This is a genomic window from Plantibacter auratus (assembly GCF_050587365.1).
GTDB classification, from domain to species: Bacteria; Actinomycetota; Actinomycetes; order Actinomycetales; family Microbacteriaceae; genus Plantibacter; species Plantibacter auratus.
On record NZ_JBOBFV010000002.1, the window covers coordinates 1117475 to 1132536 of the forward strand.

Sequence of the window (15062 nt, forward strand, 5' to 3'; positions counted from 1 at the left end):
CGACAACTATGCAGACCGGTCACTCCAGGCCGGGCCTCGGCGGAGGGCGCCACCAAATGCCCCCAGCCCGTCCTCAGATCCGCGGAATCACGCGGGCATGTTCGGAGCGACACTTTGTGTTGGAAACGCCGGCGACACTTTACGTTGGAAACCCGCTGATTCAGCGGGACCGTGGCGACACTTTGCGTGCGCGTTCACATGTAGGTAGGACCGCGTTTCGCGAGGTCGCCCGCCGTTCAGCGAACGAGCTGGTCCGAGGCGGGTATCGCGGCGCAGGAGTCACGGACGATGACCTGTTCCAGGACCGCTTCGGAGAGATCCGGCAGCTCGGTCCCGCTGGCTTGGGCGATCGCGACGGCTGCGAAGTTCGCGCCGTCGGCTTCTTCGTTGCGGCGCACGGTCGTCAGGGAGGGGACGAAGAGGGCTGCGATCGGTGCGTCGTCGTGGCCGATCACGGAGAGATCGTTCGGCACGCTGAGGCCGAGTCGCAGAGCCGCTCCCACGATGAGGGCCGCGACGTCGTCGTTGTAGGCGGCTACGGCGGTGACTCCGGCGGCGCGCCAGTCACGGACCGCTTCGATCGCATCGTCCTGCCCGGCCAGTGTCCGCACGTCGAGTGGAACCCGGTCGTGTCGTTGCTCGTGCTGCTGAGCTGCCTGGACGCGCACGCTGGCGAGATCAGTCAGCCGGGGATCAGCCGTCGAGGCATAAGCGATGCGGCGGTGTCCGAGGCTGTGCAGGAACCTGAGTTGCTCGGCAGGTCCCGTTTCGGGTGAGGCGCTGCCGCCGATGTCGTCGGGGAAGATGTGATTGATGCCCTGAGCGCGCATGCTCACGAGTTGCTCCGGCGTGAACGGGGCGAACCCCATCACGACCTCCGGCTCGAGCAGCTCCCACAGTGGCCGAACGGCGCTTTCGCGGCGAGGCGTATACGTCACCAGGGTGTACCCCGCATCGTCGAGCACGCTGCTGGCTGCCTCGATCAACCGCTGCATGCTCGCGCCGACAGGCCAGTCGGGGAGGACGAGGAGGACGATGCGGCTCGCCCCTCGGGCGAGTGCCTGCGCTCCGGCGTGCGGCCGGTAGCCGATCCGCTCGGCCGCCTCCAACACGCGTGCGCGGGTACTCGACGAGATCGTCTGTCCGGCGGTCTGGTTGAAGACGAACCCGACGGTCGCGCGCGACACTCCGGCTTCGCGTCCGACGTCGGCGGCCGTTGGGCGTTTCTTCACGAGGGGATCGCTCACCGGACCACTCTGCCGTACTTGTGCTTGCGCGTGCTAGTTCGATCGGACTAGAGTGCAGAACTAGCGCGCGCTACCCGGCGCCATTTCGACAACGGAGTCCCCATGACACACGAGCCCCCACGCAACGAGACGCCGCGAGCGTCCGCTGCCCCCGCCCAGCCGTTCCCTGCAGCGCCGGCAGCCGTCGAGGAGGTCATCGACAGCGCACCCACCCGGGCCGAGCCGCAGGCGAGCCCGTCCTACATCTGGTTCCAGGTACTGGGGCAGTTCGGCGTCTTCGTCGCCTTCATCACTCCGCTGGCGATCTCCCTGGCGATCCGCCTCTCGGAGCTTGCTCCCGGCCGTGACGAGTACCTCGGCTACATCACCGGGTCGGGTGCCCTCGTCGTGATGCTCACCGCTCCGTTGTTCGGGGTGCTCAGCGACCGCACGCGTACGCGGATCGGGCGTCGTCGTCCGTTCATGATCGCGGGCACGGTGTTGGGTGTGGTCTCCCTCGTGGTGATGGCGCTCGCTCCATCCGTGTTGGTGCTCGGTTTCGGCTGGGTTCTCGCGCAGATCGGCTGGGGTCAGGTGCTGCAGAATCTGCAGACGTCGATGGCGGACAAGCTGTCTGAAACACAGCGTGGCAAGGTCGCCGGACTCGCGGGGTTCGCGACCCAGGTGGCGCCGGTGTTCGGTGTCGTGATCGCCGGGTCGTTCTCCGGGAACGCTCTGCTCCTCTTCCTGCTCCCGGGGCTCGTCGGAGTGATCTTCGTCGCCATGTTCGTGCTCTTCACGCGGGAACCGGACACGCGGGGGGCCCGCTTCGATGAGCGGCTCTCGCCGAAGACCTTGTTCAGTAAGTATCTGTACAACCCGCGGCGGTTCCCGGACTTCTCGCTGGTCTGGCTGGGGCGGTTCCTCTTCTACTTCGGTCTCACCCTGAACACGACCTTCACCGCGTTCTTCTTCGCCTCACGGCTCGGCGTCGAGGTGACCGAGGTCGCACCGATCATCGCCACCCTCGGCCTGTTCGGGATCGGAGCGACGACCCTGGGCGCGATCGGGGGCGGGTTCCTGTCGGACAAGGTCCGCCGCCGACGCGTCTTCGTCCTCCTCGGCGCCGTGCTGTTCGCCGTCGGCGCGATCGTGATGGCCCTGGCTTCCGACGTCCCGGTGCTGTACACCGGGTCGCTGATCACGTCGGTCGGCATCGGGATGTTCGCCGCGGTCGATCAGGCGCTGATCCTGGACGTCCTGCCGGAGAAGGCCACCAACGCCGGGCGGTACATGGGGATCATCGGCTTCGCCGTGTCGATCCCGCAAGCTGTCGCGCCGTTCATCGCGCCCGTCTTCCTCGCGATCGGCGTGACCGCCGGCGGCGGTAAGAACTACACACTGCTCTACATCATCGCCGCAGCGTTCACCCTGCTCGGAGGGCTCGTGGTCCTGAGAATCCGATCCGTCCGATAGCCCGTCACCACCCCTCGAGGAGCCACCATGTCGACCTGGACCGCGTCCTTCATCACTCCAGCCACACCCCGCCCAGCGCCCGAGGGACCTGCCGCGTACCTTCGCAAGGAATTCACGCTCACGAGACAACCTGCTGCCGCGACGCTGCGCGTCACCGCCGTGGGGTTGATCGAACCCCACCTCAACGGATCAGTGGTCGGTGATGAGGTCCTCACTCCGGGGTGGACGTCCTATCGTCACCGCCTCGTGGTGAGCAGCCTCGAGGTGACCGATCATATCCGCCTGGGCGGCAACGTGATCGGTGCCGTCGTGGGCGAGGGGTGGGCGCTGGGCCGGCTCGGGTGGGAGGGCAAGCGCCATCACTACTCCGATCGTGCAGCCGGCTGGTTGCAACTCGAGCTCGAATATGCAGACGGGAGCACGGAGGTGATCGTGAGTGACGACACCTTCCGATCCAGCACCGGTGGGGGGCTGACCGACAGCATCTACGACGGTGAAGAGTTCGACGCGCGCCTGGAGCCATCAGGGTGGGACGCGCCGGGCTTCGACGACAGTGCTTGGGATGGTGTGTCCCTGATGGACTGGCCGCAGGAGTCCCTCGTCGAACCCATCGCCCCGCCGATCCGGCGCATCGAGGAGCTCGCGCCGGTGGACATCCTCACCACACCCGCTGGTCTCACCGTGCTGGACTTCGGCCAGATCATCTCCGGATGGGTGCGACTGCAGGTCACGGGCCCCGCCGGCACGACCATCGCGCTCCGCCACGCAGAGGTCATGACCGACGGCGAGCCTGACTACGAGACGATCCGCACAGCGCGGGCGACGGACCGGTACACCTTGAGCGGTGGCGGCCCCGAGGTGTGGGAACCGCGCTTCACGTTCCACGGCTTCCGGTATGTGCAGGTCGACGGGTGGCCCGGTGAACTCACCGCCGATTCGGTTCGCGCGATCGTCGTGCACTCCGACATGCGGCGCACCGGGTGGCTCGAGACGTCCGATCCGCTGCTGAACCAACTCCACGCGAATGCCGTCTGGTCGATGCGCGACAACTTCGTCGGCGTGCCCACCGACTGCCCGCAGCGGGACGAGCGGCTGGGCTGGACCGGCGACATCAACGCCTTCGCGCCCTCCGCCGCGTTCCTCTACGACGTCCGCGGTGTGCTCGGATCCTGGCTGCGCGACCTCGCCGCCGAGCAGGCGGTGCGGGGCTTCGTGCCCTGGGTCGTCCCCGACGTCCTGTCCACGCCGTCCTCGCCGACGGCCCTGTGGAGCGACGTGGCCGTCAGCCTGCCCTGGACGCTCTATCGGGAGTACGGCGACCCGCGGATCCTCGCAGAGGCCTACCCCTCGATGACCGCGTTCATCCGCCAGGTGGCCGATCTGCTCGACGAGAACGGGCTGTGGAGCAGCGGATTCCAGTACGGGGACTGGCTCGACCCCGATGCGCCGGCCGACAACCCGGCCGGCGGGAAGACCGATCGGCACCTGGTCGCTGCGGCCTATCTCTGCCGGACCACCCGGGAGATGGCCGACACCGCCAGCGTCCTCGAACAACCAGACGATGCAGCAGAGTTCCGAGCACTGGCCGATCGCGTGCGGAACGCCTTCCTGAACGAATACGTCAGTGCGAACGGACGAGTTGCCAACGAGACGGCGACCGCCTACGCGTTGGCGATCGCCTTCGACATCCTCGACGAGTCTCAGCGAGCCCACGCAGGGGACCGGCTCGCCGCGATCGTCGCGGCGGCCGGCTACCGCATCTCGACCGGATTCGCTGGCACCCCGTTGGTCACCGACGCACTGTCCTCGACCGGCCACCTCGATGCGGCCTACCTGCTCCTCCTGGAGACGGGCTGCCCGTCGTTCCTGTACCCCGTAACCATGGGGGCCACGACGATCTGGGAGCGGTGGGACTCGATCCGTCCTGACGGCTCCATCAACCCGTCCGGCATGACCTCCCTGAACCACTATGCACTCGGCGCCGTCGTCGACTGGATGCACCGCACGATCGGCGGCCTCACTCCGGTCGAGCCCGGCTACTCCAGGATGCGCATCGCACCCCGGCCTGGCCGCGGTGTCACTTCCGCCGTTCTCCGACACACCACTGTCCACGGCGACGTCCTCGTCGACTGGCGGATCGTCGACGGCGAGGGCCGTGTGCTCGTCACCATCCCGGACGGCACGACCGCCGAGGTCGAGCTCCCCCTGCACCCGGATGCGGCAGTGTTCGAGATCGTTGCCGGGTCGCACGAGTGGAACTACCCCGTGGACGACGCGAGCCAGGGCGGTTCGTACAACTTGGACTCGACCCTGGGCGATATCGCCGCCGACCCGAACGCCTGGCGCCTGTTCACCGACGCGTTCGGCCGACACGTCCCTGGCGTGCCACTGGACGGCAACGACCCCGGCGCCTCGGCCCTGTCCATCAGAACACTCCTGGACTACATCCCGGGCGCATCCGAGGAACTGAAGACCGACATCGAAGCGTCCCTCGACGCCGCAACCACTGGAGTATTAGCATGACGTTCGATCCATCCGCACTGACCCTCGCGCAGAAGGCAGCCCTCCTCTCCGGCGCCGACTTCTGGTCCACGAAGAGCCTGCCCGACGCGGGCATCCCGTCGATCGTGCTCACCGACGGACCCCACGGCGTGCGACGCCAGGCCGGGGACGCCGACCACCTCGGGATCAACGACAGCCTGCCCTCGACGTGCTTCCCCCTCGCCGTGGCGGTGGGGAGCAGCTGGGACCCGCAGCTCGCCGCAGAGGTGGGTGCCGCCGTCGGCCGGGAAGCACGGGCGTTCGGAGTCTCCGTCGTCCTCGGACCGGGGGTGAACATCAAACGCAGCCCGCTGTGCGGCCGGAACTTCGAGTACTACTCAGAGGACCCCTACCTCTCCGGAGTGCTCGGCACCGCTCACGTCACCGCGATGCAGGAGACGGGGGTGGGGGCTTCCGTCAAGCACTTCGCCGCGAACAACCAGGAGCACGAACGGATGCGCATCAGCGCAGACGTCGACGAACGCACCCTCCGGGAGATCTACTTCCCGGCCTTCGAACGAGTCGTCCGGGAAGCCAGGCCCGCCACCGTGATGTGTTCGTACAACAAGATCAACGGGGTCTACGCCTCCCACAACCGATGGCTGCTCACGGACATTCTGCGCACCGATTGGGGCTTCGAGGGCGCGGTGGTCTCCGATTGGGGCGCGGTCAGCGATCGCGTCGCAGGTGTGGCAGCCGGGATGGACCTGGAGATGCCCGGCAGCGGAGGGGCCACCGACCAGCAGATCGTCGACGCCGTGCTGGCCGGTCGACTCGACGAAGCGCTCGTGGACGACTCCGTCCGCCGCGTCGTAGCGCTCACCGAGCTGGCAGGCGATGCCACCGGTGATCTCGACGTGGACGGCCACCACACGCTGGCCCGACAGGTCGCGGCGGATTCGATCGTGCTGCTCAAGAACGATGAGTCCACCCTCCCCATCCGGCCGGACGCCCGCGTCGCCGTGATCGGCGCATTCGCGACCACACCCCGGTATCAGGGAGGTGGCAGCTCCCACATCAACGCCACCCGCGTCGACGCCGCCCTCGACGCCATCCGCGACCAGTCGTGGGCGGAGGGGGTGACCATCGAGCACGCGACCGGGTTCACCGAGGACGGCTCCGGTGACACCGCCGCGCTCCTCGACGAAGCGGTCGCCGTCGCCGCCCGTGCGGACGTCGCCGTGCTGTTCGTCGGGCTGGGAGACCGCGACGAGTCCGAAGGGTTCGACCGCGACACCCTCGCCCTCCCGGCCCCGCAGGTCGATCTCATCCACGCCGTCGCAGCGACAGCGGCGAAGACCGTCGTTGTGCTCTCGAATGGAGGCGTCGTCTCGCTCGAAGGCTGGCACGACGAGGTCGACGCGATCCTGGAAGGGTGGCTGCTCGGTCAGGCGAGCGGCTCAGCCATGTCGGATGTGCTGTTCGGCCGGGTCAACCCGTCCGGCCACCTGGCGGAATCGATCCCGCTCCGTTTGGAAGACACCCCCAGCTGGGTGAACTTCCCCGGCGAGCAGGGCCACGTGCGGTACGGCGAAGGCGTCTTCGTCGGGTACCGGTACTACACCTCGGCGGAGGTGCCGGTGCGGTACCCGTTCGGTCACGGACTCAGTTACACCACGTTCTCCACCGAGAGCGTCGTCGCCCGGGTCGTCGGTGACGCCGAGGTCGAGGTCGACGTCACCGTGACCAACACCGGTGAGCGCACTGGCAAGCACGTCGTCCAGCTCTACGTCGCCCCGGCACCGGCGCCGGTGCGCCGCCCGGTTCGAGAGCTGCGCGGTTTCGCGAAGGTCGACCTCGGTGCCGGCGAGAGCACCACGGTCACGCTGCGGCTCGATCGGCGCGCCTTCGCCTACTGGGACATCGAGCTCGACCGGTGGGTCGTCACCGCCGGCGACCACCTGATCCAGGTCGGCTCGGACGCCGCCACCATCACCCGCGAGACGGCCGTGACGCTGAGCGGAGACACGATCGTCCGCGAACTCACCCTGGCGTCCACGGTCGGCGACTGGTTCGGTCACCCCGAGGTCGGACCCTTGCTCATGCAGGGCATGTCCGCGGGGATGACCGCGGAGCAGGCCCAGCAGGCCGCGGAGAACCCCGACCAGCTCAAGATGGTCGAATCCATGCCCATGCAGCAGTTCCTCGCATTCGTCCAGGGCACCATCCCCGAGGAGTCCCTCGAGCAGATGATGCAGCTGTCGCGATCCGCTGCGGGTGCCGCACGATGACGAGGGTGCCGCCGCCTGGCGGTCCGGGCTCGCCGGTCGGCCGGCCACAGAACATCCCGAGAACGACGACGCCGATGGAGGCACACATGAACAGATACGACGACAGGCGAGTCCTCATCACCGGGGCAGGCTCCGGTATCGGACAGGCGACGACCCTGCGGATCCTCGCGGAAGGCGGGACGGTCGTCGCCGCGGACATCAGCGACACAGGCCTGGCGGACACCGCGTCGAAGGCAGGCTCTGACCTCGAACGCTTCCATCCGGTAATCATCGACATCGGTGACGAAGGATCGGTTCGTGGCGGCGTGGAGGAGGCCGTCGGAATCCTCGGCGGGCTCGACGTCCTCGTCAACGCGGCCGGCATCCTGCGTTCCTCCCACACGGCGACGACCAGCCTGGAGAGCTTCCACCAGATCATCCGCGTCAACCTCACCGGGACGTTCCTCATGATCCGCGAGGTCCTTCCAGCCCTGCAGCGGGGTACTGGAGCCGCCGTCGTGAACTTCAGCTCCACATCCGCCGGCTTCGCCCATCCCTACATGGCCGCGTACGCCGCGAGCAAGGGAGGCGTGCAGTCGATGACGCACGCGCTCGCCGCCGAGTACGCCAAGGATGGCATCCGGTTCACCTCCGTCCAGCCGGGCTCCATCTCATCCGGGATGACCAGCGGGACGGGCATGAGCGGTCAAAGCGTGGGTCCGGGCCTGCCGGACGACGTCGACTACAGCCTCATGATGAAGCTCCAACCCATGCTCGGTGAAGGCTTCGCCTCACCCGATGCCGTCGCGGGCGTCGTCGCGATGCTCGCGAGCGCCGACGGCGCGTTCATCACGGGCACGGAGATCCGGATCGACGGCGGAACCCACGCCTGACCCCTCGATCACCTGCTGACATCGGGTCGCGCGCGACATTCCGCGGTGAGAAGCTTGCGTTGTGACCGGTATCGACCTGACCTTCGCGCCACCGCTGAGGGGCACGTTCTATCGCGCCGTCGACCCGAGCTTCCGCGAGTTCGCGATCGCCGGATCGCGTGCCGCCGGGCGCTACTCGCGGGCGAACGAGCCGACGCTCTACCTGAGCTCGTCCATCGATGGCGTCGAGGCCGCGATGATCGCACACCAGGATGCTCGGGCGGCGGCGCGCGAGATCTTGGAGGTCGATGTCGAGGCGTCCGGCATCGTCGACCTGCGCGACGTGGGAGCGCTGGAGTCGGCAGGCATCGACCTCGCCGACGCGACAGCCCCGTGGCAGGACCTCGCCGCCGCCGGAGGCACGCCGACGTCGTGGAGGGTCCGCGACCGCCTCCTTGCCGGCGGCGCGAACGGATTGATCGATCCCTCGCGAAAGCGCCCCGGGCTCTGGCATCTGGTGCTCTTCCGCTGGAACGAGCCTGATGCGCCGGTCGTCAGCTTGAGAGGGGCTCATGTCGCCGCCGCGGATTGATGCCGCGACACGACATTCGTCTCGATCCGAGCGCGTCCCGAGAGCCCAGCTCAGCTCTGAGCGCGGCGGGCGTGCGTGCGCGCCTTCATCCGGTTGCCGCAGACCGCCATCGAACACCACTTCGCGGTGCCAGGTCGACTGTGGTCGACGAGGAACTGCGTGCACTCGTGGTTCGCGCAGGCACGGAGGCGCCCAGGGAACTCCGTGATCACGCTCGACCACGCCAGCACGACCCCCGCCACAAGACGATCGTCGTCGGGGACCTGAAGCTCCCAGACCACGCCATCCGCGGTGATGCGCGGCGTGCGCACGGCATCGTCGAGGATGCCCGCGAGGTCTCTGATCGCTCCTCCGTCATCTCCACGGACCATGGTCTGCAGCGCCTGCCTCGCACGTCGGAGGCGCTGCAACTCGTCCACGGATCCGGTCCCGCCCCAGCTGCGCGCCAGGTCTTGTCCGGTCGCCCCCTCGAGACGGTCGGTCGGGGTGCCCTCGACGACCGGCGCACTGTTCAACAGGCCCAGCAGCAGCTCCTCGTCGCGAAGCATCGTTCTCCGTTCTCGTGCGCCGTCCGGCGCCCTGGATCCATGCTACCGTCTGACTAACCAGTAAAACAATCCAAAGGGGTTAGCAAATGGTCACCGTCCACCACCGCACCGTCTCGATCGACGGGCTCGACGTCTTCTACCGGGAGGCCGGCCCGGCAGACGCTCCCGTCCTCCTGCTCCTCCACGGGTACCCGAGCAGCTCCCACATGTTCCGGCACCTCATCCCGGCCCTTGCCGGCCAGTACCGCGTCATCGCTCCGGACCACATCGGCTTCGGACGCTCCTCCGCCCCCTCGGTCGACGAGTTCGAGTACACCTTCGCGGCCCTCGCAGGGGTGACCGGCCGGTTCCTCTCGACCATCGGCGTGACGCAGTACACGATCTACGTCCAGGACTACGGCGCCCCGGTCGGCTGGCGCCTGGCCCTCAATGACCCCACTGCCGTCGTCGCCGTCATCTCCCAGAACGGCAACGCCTACGAAGAAGGCTTCGTGCCGAGCTTCTGGGACCCGATCTGGGCCGACGCCGCCGAACGGACCACCGAGACGCGCGACGCGCTCCGTCCGGCCCTCGGCCGGGAAGCCGTCGAGTGGCAGTACACCCACGGCGTACCGGACCCGACGACCGTCGACCCCGACGCCTGGGAGCACGATCTCGCGCTCCTCGCCCGTCCGGGTCAGGACGACGTGCAGCTGGCGCTCTTCCGCGACTACGCCACCAACCGGGACCTCTACCCCGCGGTGCACGAATGGCTCCGCACCTCACAGGTACCGGTCCTCGCGATCTGGGGTCGTCACGACGAGATCTTCGCCGCCGCCGGAGCCACAGCGTTCACCCGCGACGCCCCCGATGCTCGCGTCGAGCTCGTCGACGGCGGACACTTCCTCCTCGAATCCGACCTCGACCACGTCGCTGCCACCATCACGGAATGGCTCCGGACGACTGACCGGAGCGCATAGCTCGGCGGGGCGATCCATCCACCTGGACCGAGGTCAGCGGCGGCGCGTTCGGCCCGCACGGCTGGCTTGACCGTCCGGCGGCAGCGTGGACGATGCTGGCCATCTTGGAGGCGGTCATCGGCCCGCGGCCGCCGGACCCGTTCGCGGTCGCGGCCGCACCCGTCATACTGGACGGCGACCAGGGCGATGGTGGCCCGCACGGCCGACATGGAGGGCACCCGAGGATGGGTAGAGAACGGACGCCGATGGATCTCTGGGCGCGGATCCTCTTCCTGGTGCTCGGGCTAACGCTGGTCGTCTTCTGTACCTACGCCATTGCGACGCAGGACTTCCTGCGGCCTCGCTTCTACGTGTTCACGGGACTCGCGGGCGGGCTGATGCTCTTGGGAGCACTGGTCGTCGATGCGGTGAAACGGCGCGGCAAGTCTCGTTGAACACGGAAGATCACCGCTGATCCTCGCTGGAAGACGGGTCGTGAGGCGTTCGCTGATCGGGCGCGACGCTCGGCGGCGAGGCGAGGTGCTGGAAAGCAGCGAGGAGCGAGTCGCGCTGAGTCGGAGTCAACGCGGCGAAGTAGGAGGCGTCGGCCGATTCGACGTCTCGTGTCGCCAGGTTCGCCAGCTCGATCCCTCGCTCGGTGGGGTGCAGGGCGTTGGCGCGTCCGTCCTCGGGGTGCGGCTCGCGGCGGATGTACCCTTTCGTCTCCAGCGCACGGAGGACTTGCGAGGTCATCATCACATCGAGTTCCGTGTGCGCCGCGAGGTCCCGTTGGCTCACCGGCACGGTGCGATCCATCCAGGTCAGCGATGCGAGGAGCACGTACTGGACGTGCGTCAGATCGTGCGGGGCGAGGGCTGCACGGATGTGGCGCTGCCAGGCGGTACTGGCGCGCCAGAGCGCGAGCCCGAGGCTCGACTGCGCGTCAGGGAAGCGGGTGTCGAGGTCGCCGGCCATCGGATTACCGGGCCGAGCGCTCTGCCGCGGAGAGCAGTTCGCCCATCGCCACGGGGAAGTCACCGCTGATCTGCGGCCCGAGTTCGGGTCCCACCTCGTCGGAGCCCGGTCCGTCGATGACGAGCGTGTGCGTGACGGTCGTCCCGCCGTCCGCGGTCGGGCGCAGGTCGTGTCGGAAGGTCAGTTCCAGGTCGCCGAAACGGGTCCGGTCCGCATAGGTGGTCTCCGGGACGAGCGCGACGATCGTCGACTCCATCGGTTCCTGCCCCTGCGGTGTGATGGTGAGCGTCGTCCCGACGACGAACGGCCCATGCAGTTCGAAGCTGTCGGATGCCGGGCCTAGTGGGGTGCCGGAGTGCAGGCGCTCGAGCGCACCCCAGACTGCGGATGCGCTGGCCGTCGTCGTCTGCTCGTAGTTCGTCGTCCACATGTTGATCCTCCAAGTAGTAAGTGCGCTTACTGTAACATCAACCGGATCCCCGCGGAAAGCTCTTCGTCGGAATCGGTCTCGTGGCGCGTTCGGCTCGGACGGCTCAGGCTGTTGGCGGGTTGATCGTGAGCTCGCCGGGGAGTCCGGAGGCTGCGAACGCCGCTTGGATGGCGGCGGTGACCTGGCCATCCGGCTTGCTGAGGTTGGCGTGGAGCGTGGTTTCGCCGTCGGCGACGGTGTAGATGATGCTGTCCAAGCCCGATGATCCCTGGAATGGGATGGTGAGCGCTTCGAGGAACTCGGCGAGCGCGGCGGGCGGTGTCTCGTCAGTGGTGATGCGTACGCCCTTGTAGGCGCCGGTGCCGCTGTCCCAGGTCAGGGTCCACCGGACGGGACCGACGGTGTCCTCGAGGCGGTCGCCGGTCGTGTGCTGGCGGAGCAGGTCGACGAAGTCGGTGTACCGTCCCCGTTCGGAAGCGTCCAGATGGGCGGGGGCGTCGATGGCGAAGTACAGCGTGATCGGTCCTGGTCCGGCGAGGTGTTCGGCGACCGACACCCAGCCGTCGTCGGAGATGGTGTTCCAGTTCTCGGCGAACACGGTCGAACGTGCGGCCGTTTCGACGGTGCTGATGTCGCAGGGCGCGAAGCGGTCGGTGGGTGCGAGTGACTGCAGGACCGTCGCCGTCTCATCGACCGTGATGTCCTCGTCGAGGTCCACCGACAGGGTGCAGCTCGAGCCGGAGCTGTAGGTGAACTCCTTCGCGTACGCCGAGACGGTGCCGTGATCGCCGACGACCTCCTGGAGGACCGGTGTCACCCGCCAGGAGGCGATCTTCATCGTCGAGCAGGAGTACAGGATGAGCGCTGCGATGCAGGCCATGGCGATGAGGAGGACGAGCACTGCGATCCGGCCGGCTCTACTGCGGCGGGTGCGTTGCGATCTCCGTCGGGGTTCGCGAAGGGTCGGCTGGACGAACACGTCACACCACTTCCTGTGTGGCCGACCTGCGTCGGCGGAGGCGACCGGCGCCGCCGACGGCCGCGAGCAGTCTGATCGTCGCCGTCGCGGACCTCATCGTCGGGAGAAGAGCCGCTCGAACAGCGGGGGCTTCGGAGCGGGCCGGCTGCCGGCGATCCGGCGCATCCGTGCCTGGATCTCCGGATCGCTCTGCATCGCCAACATCGCCAACCGCGCCGATCCGAGACCCCACTGCGACCAGTGCTTCGCGTGAGCCGTCACCGCCGTGATCTGGCTGAGCTGGTTCAGATCGCTGAGTTCCCGCCATCGCGTGAGGTCGAGCATCGCGATCTCCTCGGCATAGGTCTCGTTCACCCGGGTGATCCCGGCGTTGCCCGCTCGACGGCGCGCAGGGGTCTCGGCCGAGGCGTCGCCCGTCGCGAGGTGGATGGTGGCGAGCTCGTCGAGCAACTCCTCGAACACTGCGTGCAGCTCGGACCGGACCTTGGGGGCTGTCGCGATGACCTGGTCCTCCTCGGTCCTCCACGCGATGAGCACGCCGCCGGAGCAGAGGCGGCACAGTTGCCTGGGCGCGATGCGGCTCGTGGCGTAGCCGCACTGGCAATACCCCGCGATGTTGGAGAGGGTGTCGTCGAGTGAGACGAAGGTGCTGTTCTCCTCCGACTCGGCCTCTTCCACGGACTCCATCAGCAGCAGGGCTCCGGGCACGCCGACGGCCGCCGCTCGTCCGACATAGCTGCCGGGCACCCGGCTGATCTTCGCGGTCCACAGGTCGACGTCCTCGGCACTGAACAGCCCACTGGCCTGACGGACGTACTCACTGACGCTCCGCTCGACGATCGCTTCGAGCTCGGTGTCGAGTCGCTTCATCGCCGTGTCGTCCGACGGGTCGTCGAATCGTTCGTTCAGCGCGATCACCGCTTCGCGGCCGCGAGCCACGATCGCCTGGTGCACGGCTGCGGCGCGCGGGTTCCGCTGCAGCAGCAGCTCCTCAGTGCCGAGTATCTCGATGCTCGTGATCATGGGGTTCCTCGCAACCTTGTGGTCGCGCTCAGCGCATGTTCTCGCAGTGCGTCCCGGAGCGTTGTGATGCGTGCGATGCGATTCCCCATGGCCAAACCGTACCGGTCGCAATCGGCTCAGCGAATGGGGACCGCTCACCATCGAGCGTCACCGTGCCCAGGGGCGTTCGTTCGATCGGGGACCCGTCTCCCGGGAGACGGCCGCGGCGCGACTTGCACCTGCCGTAGCGTCATGTGGTGCAGTGGACGTATTCCGCCCACCGAGGAAGGCCCCCACATGTTCTCGACTTTCACCCCGCCGCGCCAGGTCACCATCGGAGGCGCCGCCGCGTTCGTCGGTATCACCCCACGGGCGATCCGTCACTACCACCAGATCGGTCTGCTCCCTGAGCCCGAGCGGGGGAGTGACGATCGCCGCCGCTACGGCTACGACGAGATGATCCGGCTGCTGTGGATCCGTCGGATGGCGGACGCCGGCATCGCCCTCGACGACATCCGCGACGCCTTCGCGGATGGCATCACCGACACCGACGACGATGTCACACGCATCCTGGACCGCCTGGAGGGCTCCCTCGTCGCTCGGCAGGCGGAACTCGAGCAGCAGCGGACCGCTGTGCAGCGCATGCGTGCGCAGGGCAGCAGGTTGGGGCTGCTCTCCGACGTCGTGAGCGACCGCCTCACAGACCTGCCCGAGGGCGCCCTACGGCAGGACGACCTGGACACCCTGCTCGTGACCGAACGGATCTTCGGCGGGCTCGGCGCGTCCGTCCAGGCGTCGCGGTTCATCGCCCTGGCCACCCACCCGGAGCTGCGGGAGGAGTCCGACCGAGTCGACGCCGCCGAAGCCGCACTCGACGACACGGTCGCGATCGACGATCCCCGCGTGGCGGAGATCGCCGCCGAACGGCATGCCTTCGAGGCGGTTCTCCGTACGGTCATCGAGGACTCCGGCCTGGCGCAGACTGACGACGACCGCTTCGACGCGTGGGACGACTCCCACCCCCTTCCCGACGACGAGGACGGCGCAGGCTCGACGTGCGGCTCGACGAGCCTCACCGACGCCGTCCGGATGATGCCCTACGACTTCTCCCGCGCACGCCTGCGGTGCATGGAACTGGTCCTCGAACTCGATGCACTTGACCTCGCGCCACCGGCCGGACGCTGAGTCGTCGACCGCGATCGTCCGTGTCGCGGCTGGGCGTCACCGTGCCCGTCCTCGTCTTCATGACCTGATCATCCGCGCTGCTCGGTGT

The 15062-nt window shown here is 68.0% G+C and carries 14 protein-coding genes; 8 read left to right on the plus strand and 6 right to left on the minus strand.

All coding sequences use genetic code 11. The features are described from left to right. Positions 1–236 precede the first annotated feature (236 nt). Complete coding sequence (locus ACQ3HE_RS12440) at positions 237–1247, minus strand: LacI family DNA-binding transcriptional regulator (RefSeq protein ID WP_430892973.1); 1011 nt, start codon at positions 1245–1247, stop codon at positions 237–239. A gap of 102 nt (positions 1248–1349) precedes the next feature. Here ACQ3HE_RS12440 and ACQ3HE_RS12445 point away from each other — a divergent pair, with 102 nt between their 5' ends. The 5 genes from ACQ3HE_RS12445 to ACQ3HE_RS12465 all read left to right on the plus strand — a co-directional run bounded on the left by ACQ3HE_RS12445 (position 1350) and on the right by ACQ3HE_RS12465 (position 8917). After that, the gene (locus ACQ3HE_RS12445) at positions 1350–2702 is read left to right on the plus strand and encodes an MFS transporter (RefSeq protein WP_191939912.1); all 1353 of its coding nucleotides are present in this window, start codon (positions 1350–1352) and stop codon (positions 2700–2702) included. A 27-nt stretch (positions 2703–2729) separates the two neighbouring features. Next, positions 2730–5225, plus strand: a complete 2496-nt coding sequence (locus ACQ3HE_RS12450; RefSeq protein ID WP_430892975.1) for an alpha-L-rhamnosidase — start codon at positions 2730–2732, stop codon at positions 5223–5225. Continuing rightward, the gene (locus ACQ3HE_RS12455; RefSeq protein WP_430892977.1) at positions 5222–7474 is read left to right on the plus strand and encodes a glycoside hydrolase family 3 C-terminal domain-containing protein; all 2253 of its coding nucleotides are present in this window, start codon (positions 5222–5224) and stop codon (positions 7472–7474) included. The genes ACQ3HE_RS12450 and ACQ3HE_RS12455 overlap by 4 nt, the downstream gene beginning before the upstream one ends. Before the next feature lie 86 nt (positions 7475–7560). Beyond that, positions 7561–8346, plus strand: a complete 786-nt coding sequence (locus ACQ3HE_RS12460; RefSeq protein ID WP_430892979.1) for an SDR family NAD(P)-dependent oxidoreductase — start codon at positions 7561–7563, stop codon at positions 8344–8346. A gap of 61 nt (positions 8347–8407) precedes the next feature. Next, positions 8408–8917 carry an RES family NAD+ phosphorylase gene (locus ACQ3HE_RS12465; protein WP_430892981.1) on the plus strand — a complete coding sequence of 170 codons (510 nt, stop codon included), beginning with the start codon at positions 8408–8410 and terminating at the stop codon, positions 8915–8917. A 50-nt stretch (positions 8918–8967) separates the two neighbouring features. Here ACQ3HE_RS12465 and ACQ3HE_RS12470 read toward each other — a convergent pair whose 3' ends face one another. Beyond that, positions 8968–9465: a CGNR zinc finger domain-containing protein gene (locus ACQ3HE_RS12470; RefSeq protein WP_430892983.1), complete on the minus strand. Its 498-nt coding sequence runs from the start codon at positions 9463–9465 to the stop codon at positions 8968–8970. Positions 9466–9551: 86 nt separating this feature from the next. Between ACQ3HE_RS12470 and ACQ3HE_RS12475 the strand changes: the two genes are divergently transcribed. Together ACQ3HE_RS12475 and ACQ3HE_RS12480 are read left to right on the plus strand one after the other, a co-directional pair. Further along, on the plus strand, positions 9552–10424 hold the full coding sequence (locus ACQ3HE_RS12475) for an alpha/beta fold hydrolase (RefSeq protein ID WP_430892985.1): 873 nt from the start codon (positions 9552–9554) through the stop codon (positions 10422–10424). A 245-nt stretch (positions 10425–10669) separates the two neighbouring features. Beyond that, entirely contained in the window at positions 10670–10858 is a 189-nt protein-coding gene (locus tag ACQ3HE_RS12480) for a hypothetical protein (RefSeq protein ID WP_430892987.1), read from the plus strand. 10 nt (positions 10859–10868) lie between these two features. Here ACQ3HE_RS12480 and ACQ3HE_RS12485 read toward each other — a convergent pair whose 3' ends face one another. From ACQ3HE_RS12485 to ACQ3HE_RS12500, 4 genes are all read right to left on the minus strand, one after another. Continuing rightward, positions 10869–11378, minus strand: coding sequence for a MarR family winged helix-turn-helix transcriptional regulator (locus ACQ3HE_RS12485; protein WP_430892989.1), 510 nt, complete (start codon positions 11376–11378; stop codon positions 10869–10871). A 4-nt stretch (positions 11379–11382) separates the two neighbouring features. Then, the gene (locus ACQ3HE_RS12490) at positions 11383–11808 is read right to left on the minus strand and encodes an SRPBCC family protein (RefSeq protein ID WP_086472387.1); all 426 of its coding nucleotides are present in this window, start codon (positions 11806–11808) and stop codon (positions 11383–11385) included. A gap of 103 nt (positions 11809–11911) precedes the next feature. Beyond that, entirely contained in the window at positions 11912–12709 is a 798-nt protein-coding gene (locus tag ACQ3HE_RS12495; RefSeq protein ID WP_430892991.1) for a hypothetical protein, read from the minus strand. A gap of 171 nt (positions 12710–12880) precedes the next feature. Further along, on the minus strand, positions 12881–13810 hold the full coding sequence (locus ACQ3HE_RS12500) for a hypothetical protein (RefSeq protein WP_430892992.1): 930 nt from the start codon (positions 13808–13810) through the stop codon (positions 12881–12883). Positions 13811–14086: 276 nt separating this feature from the next. On the opposite strand from ACQ3HE_RS12500, the gene ACQ3HE_RS12505 reads away from it, so the two are divergent. Then, on the plus strand, positions 14087–14974 hold the full coding sequence (locus ACQ3HE_RS12505; RefSeq protein WP_430892994.1) for a MerR family transcriptional regulator: 888 nt from the start codon (positions 14087–14089) through the stop codon (positions 14972–14974). Positions 14975–15062: the final 88 nt, after the last annotated feature.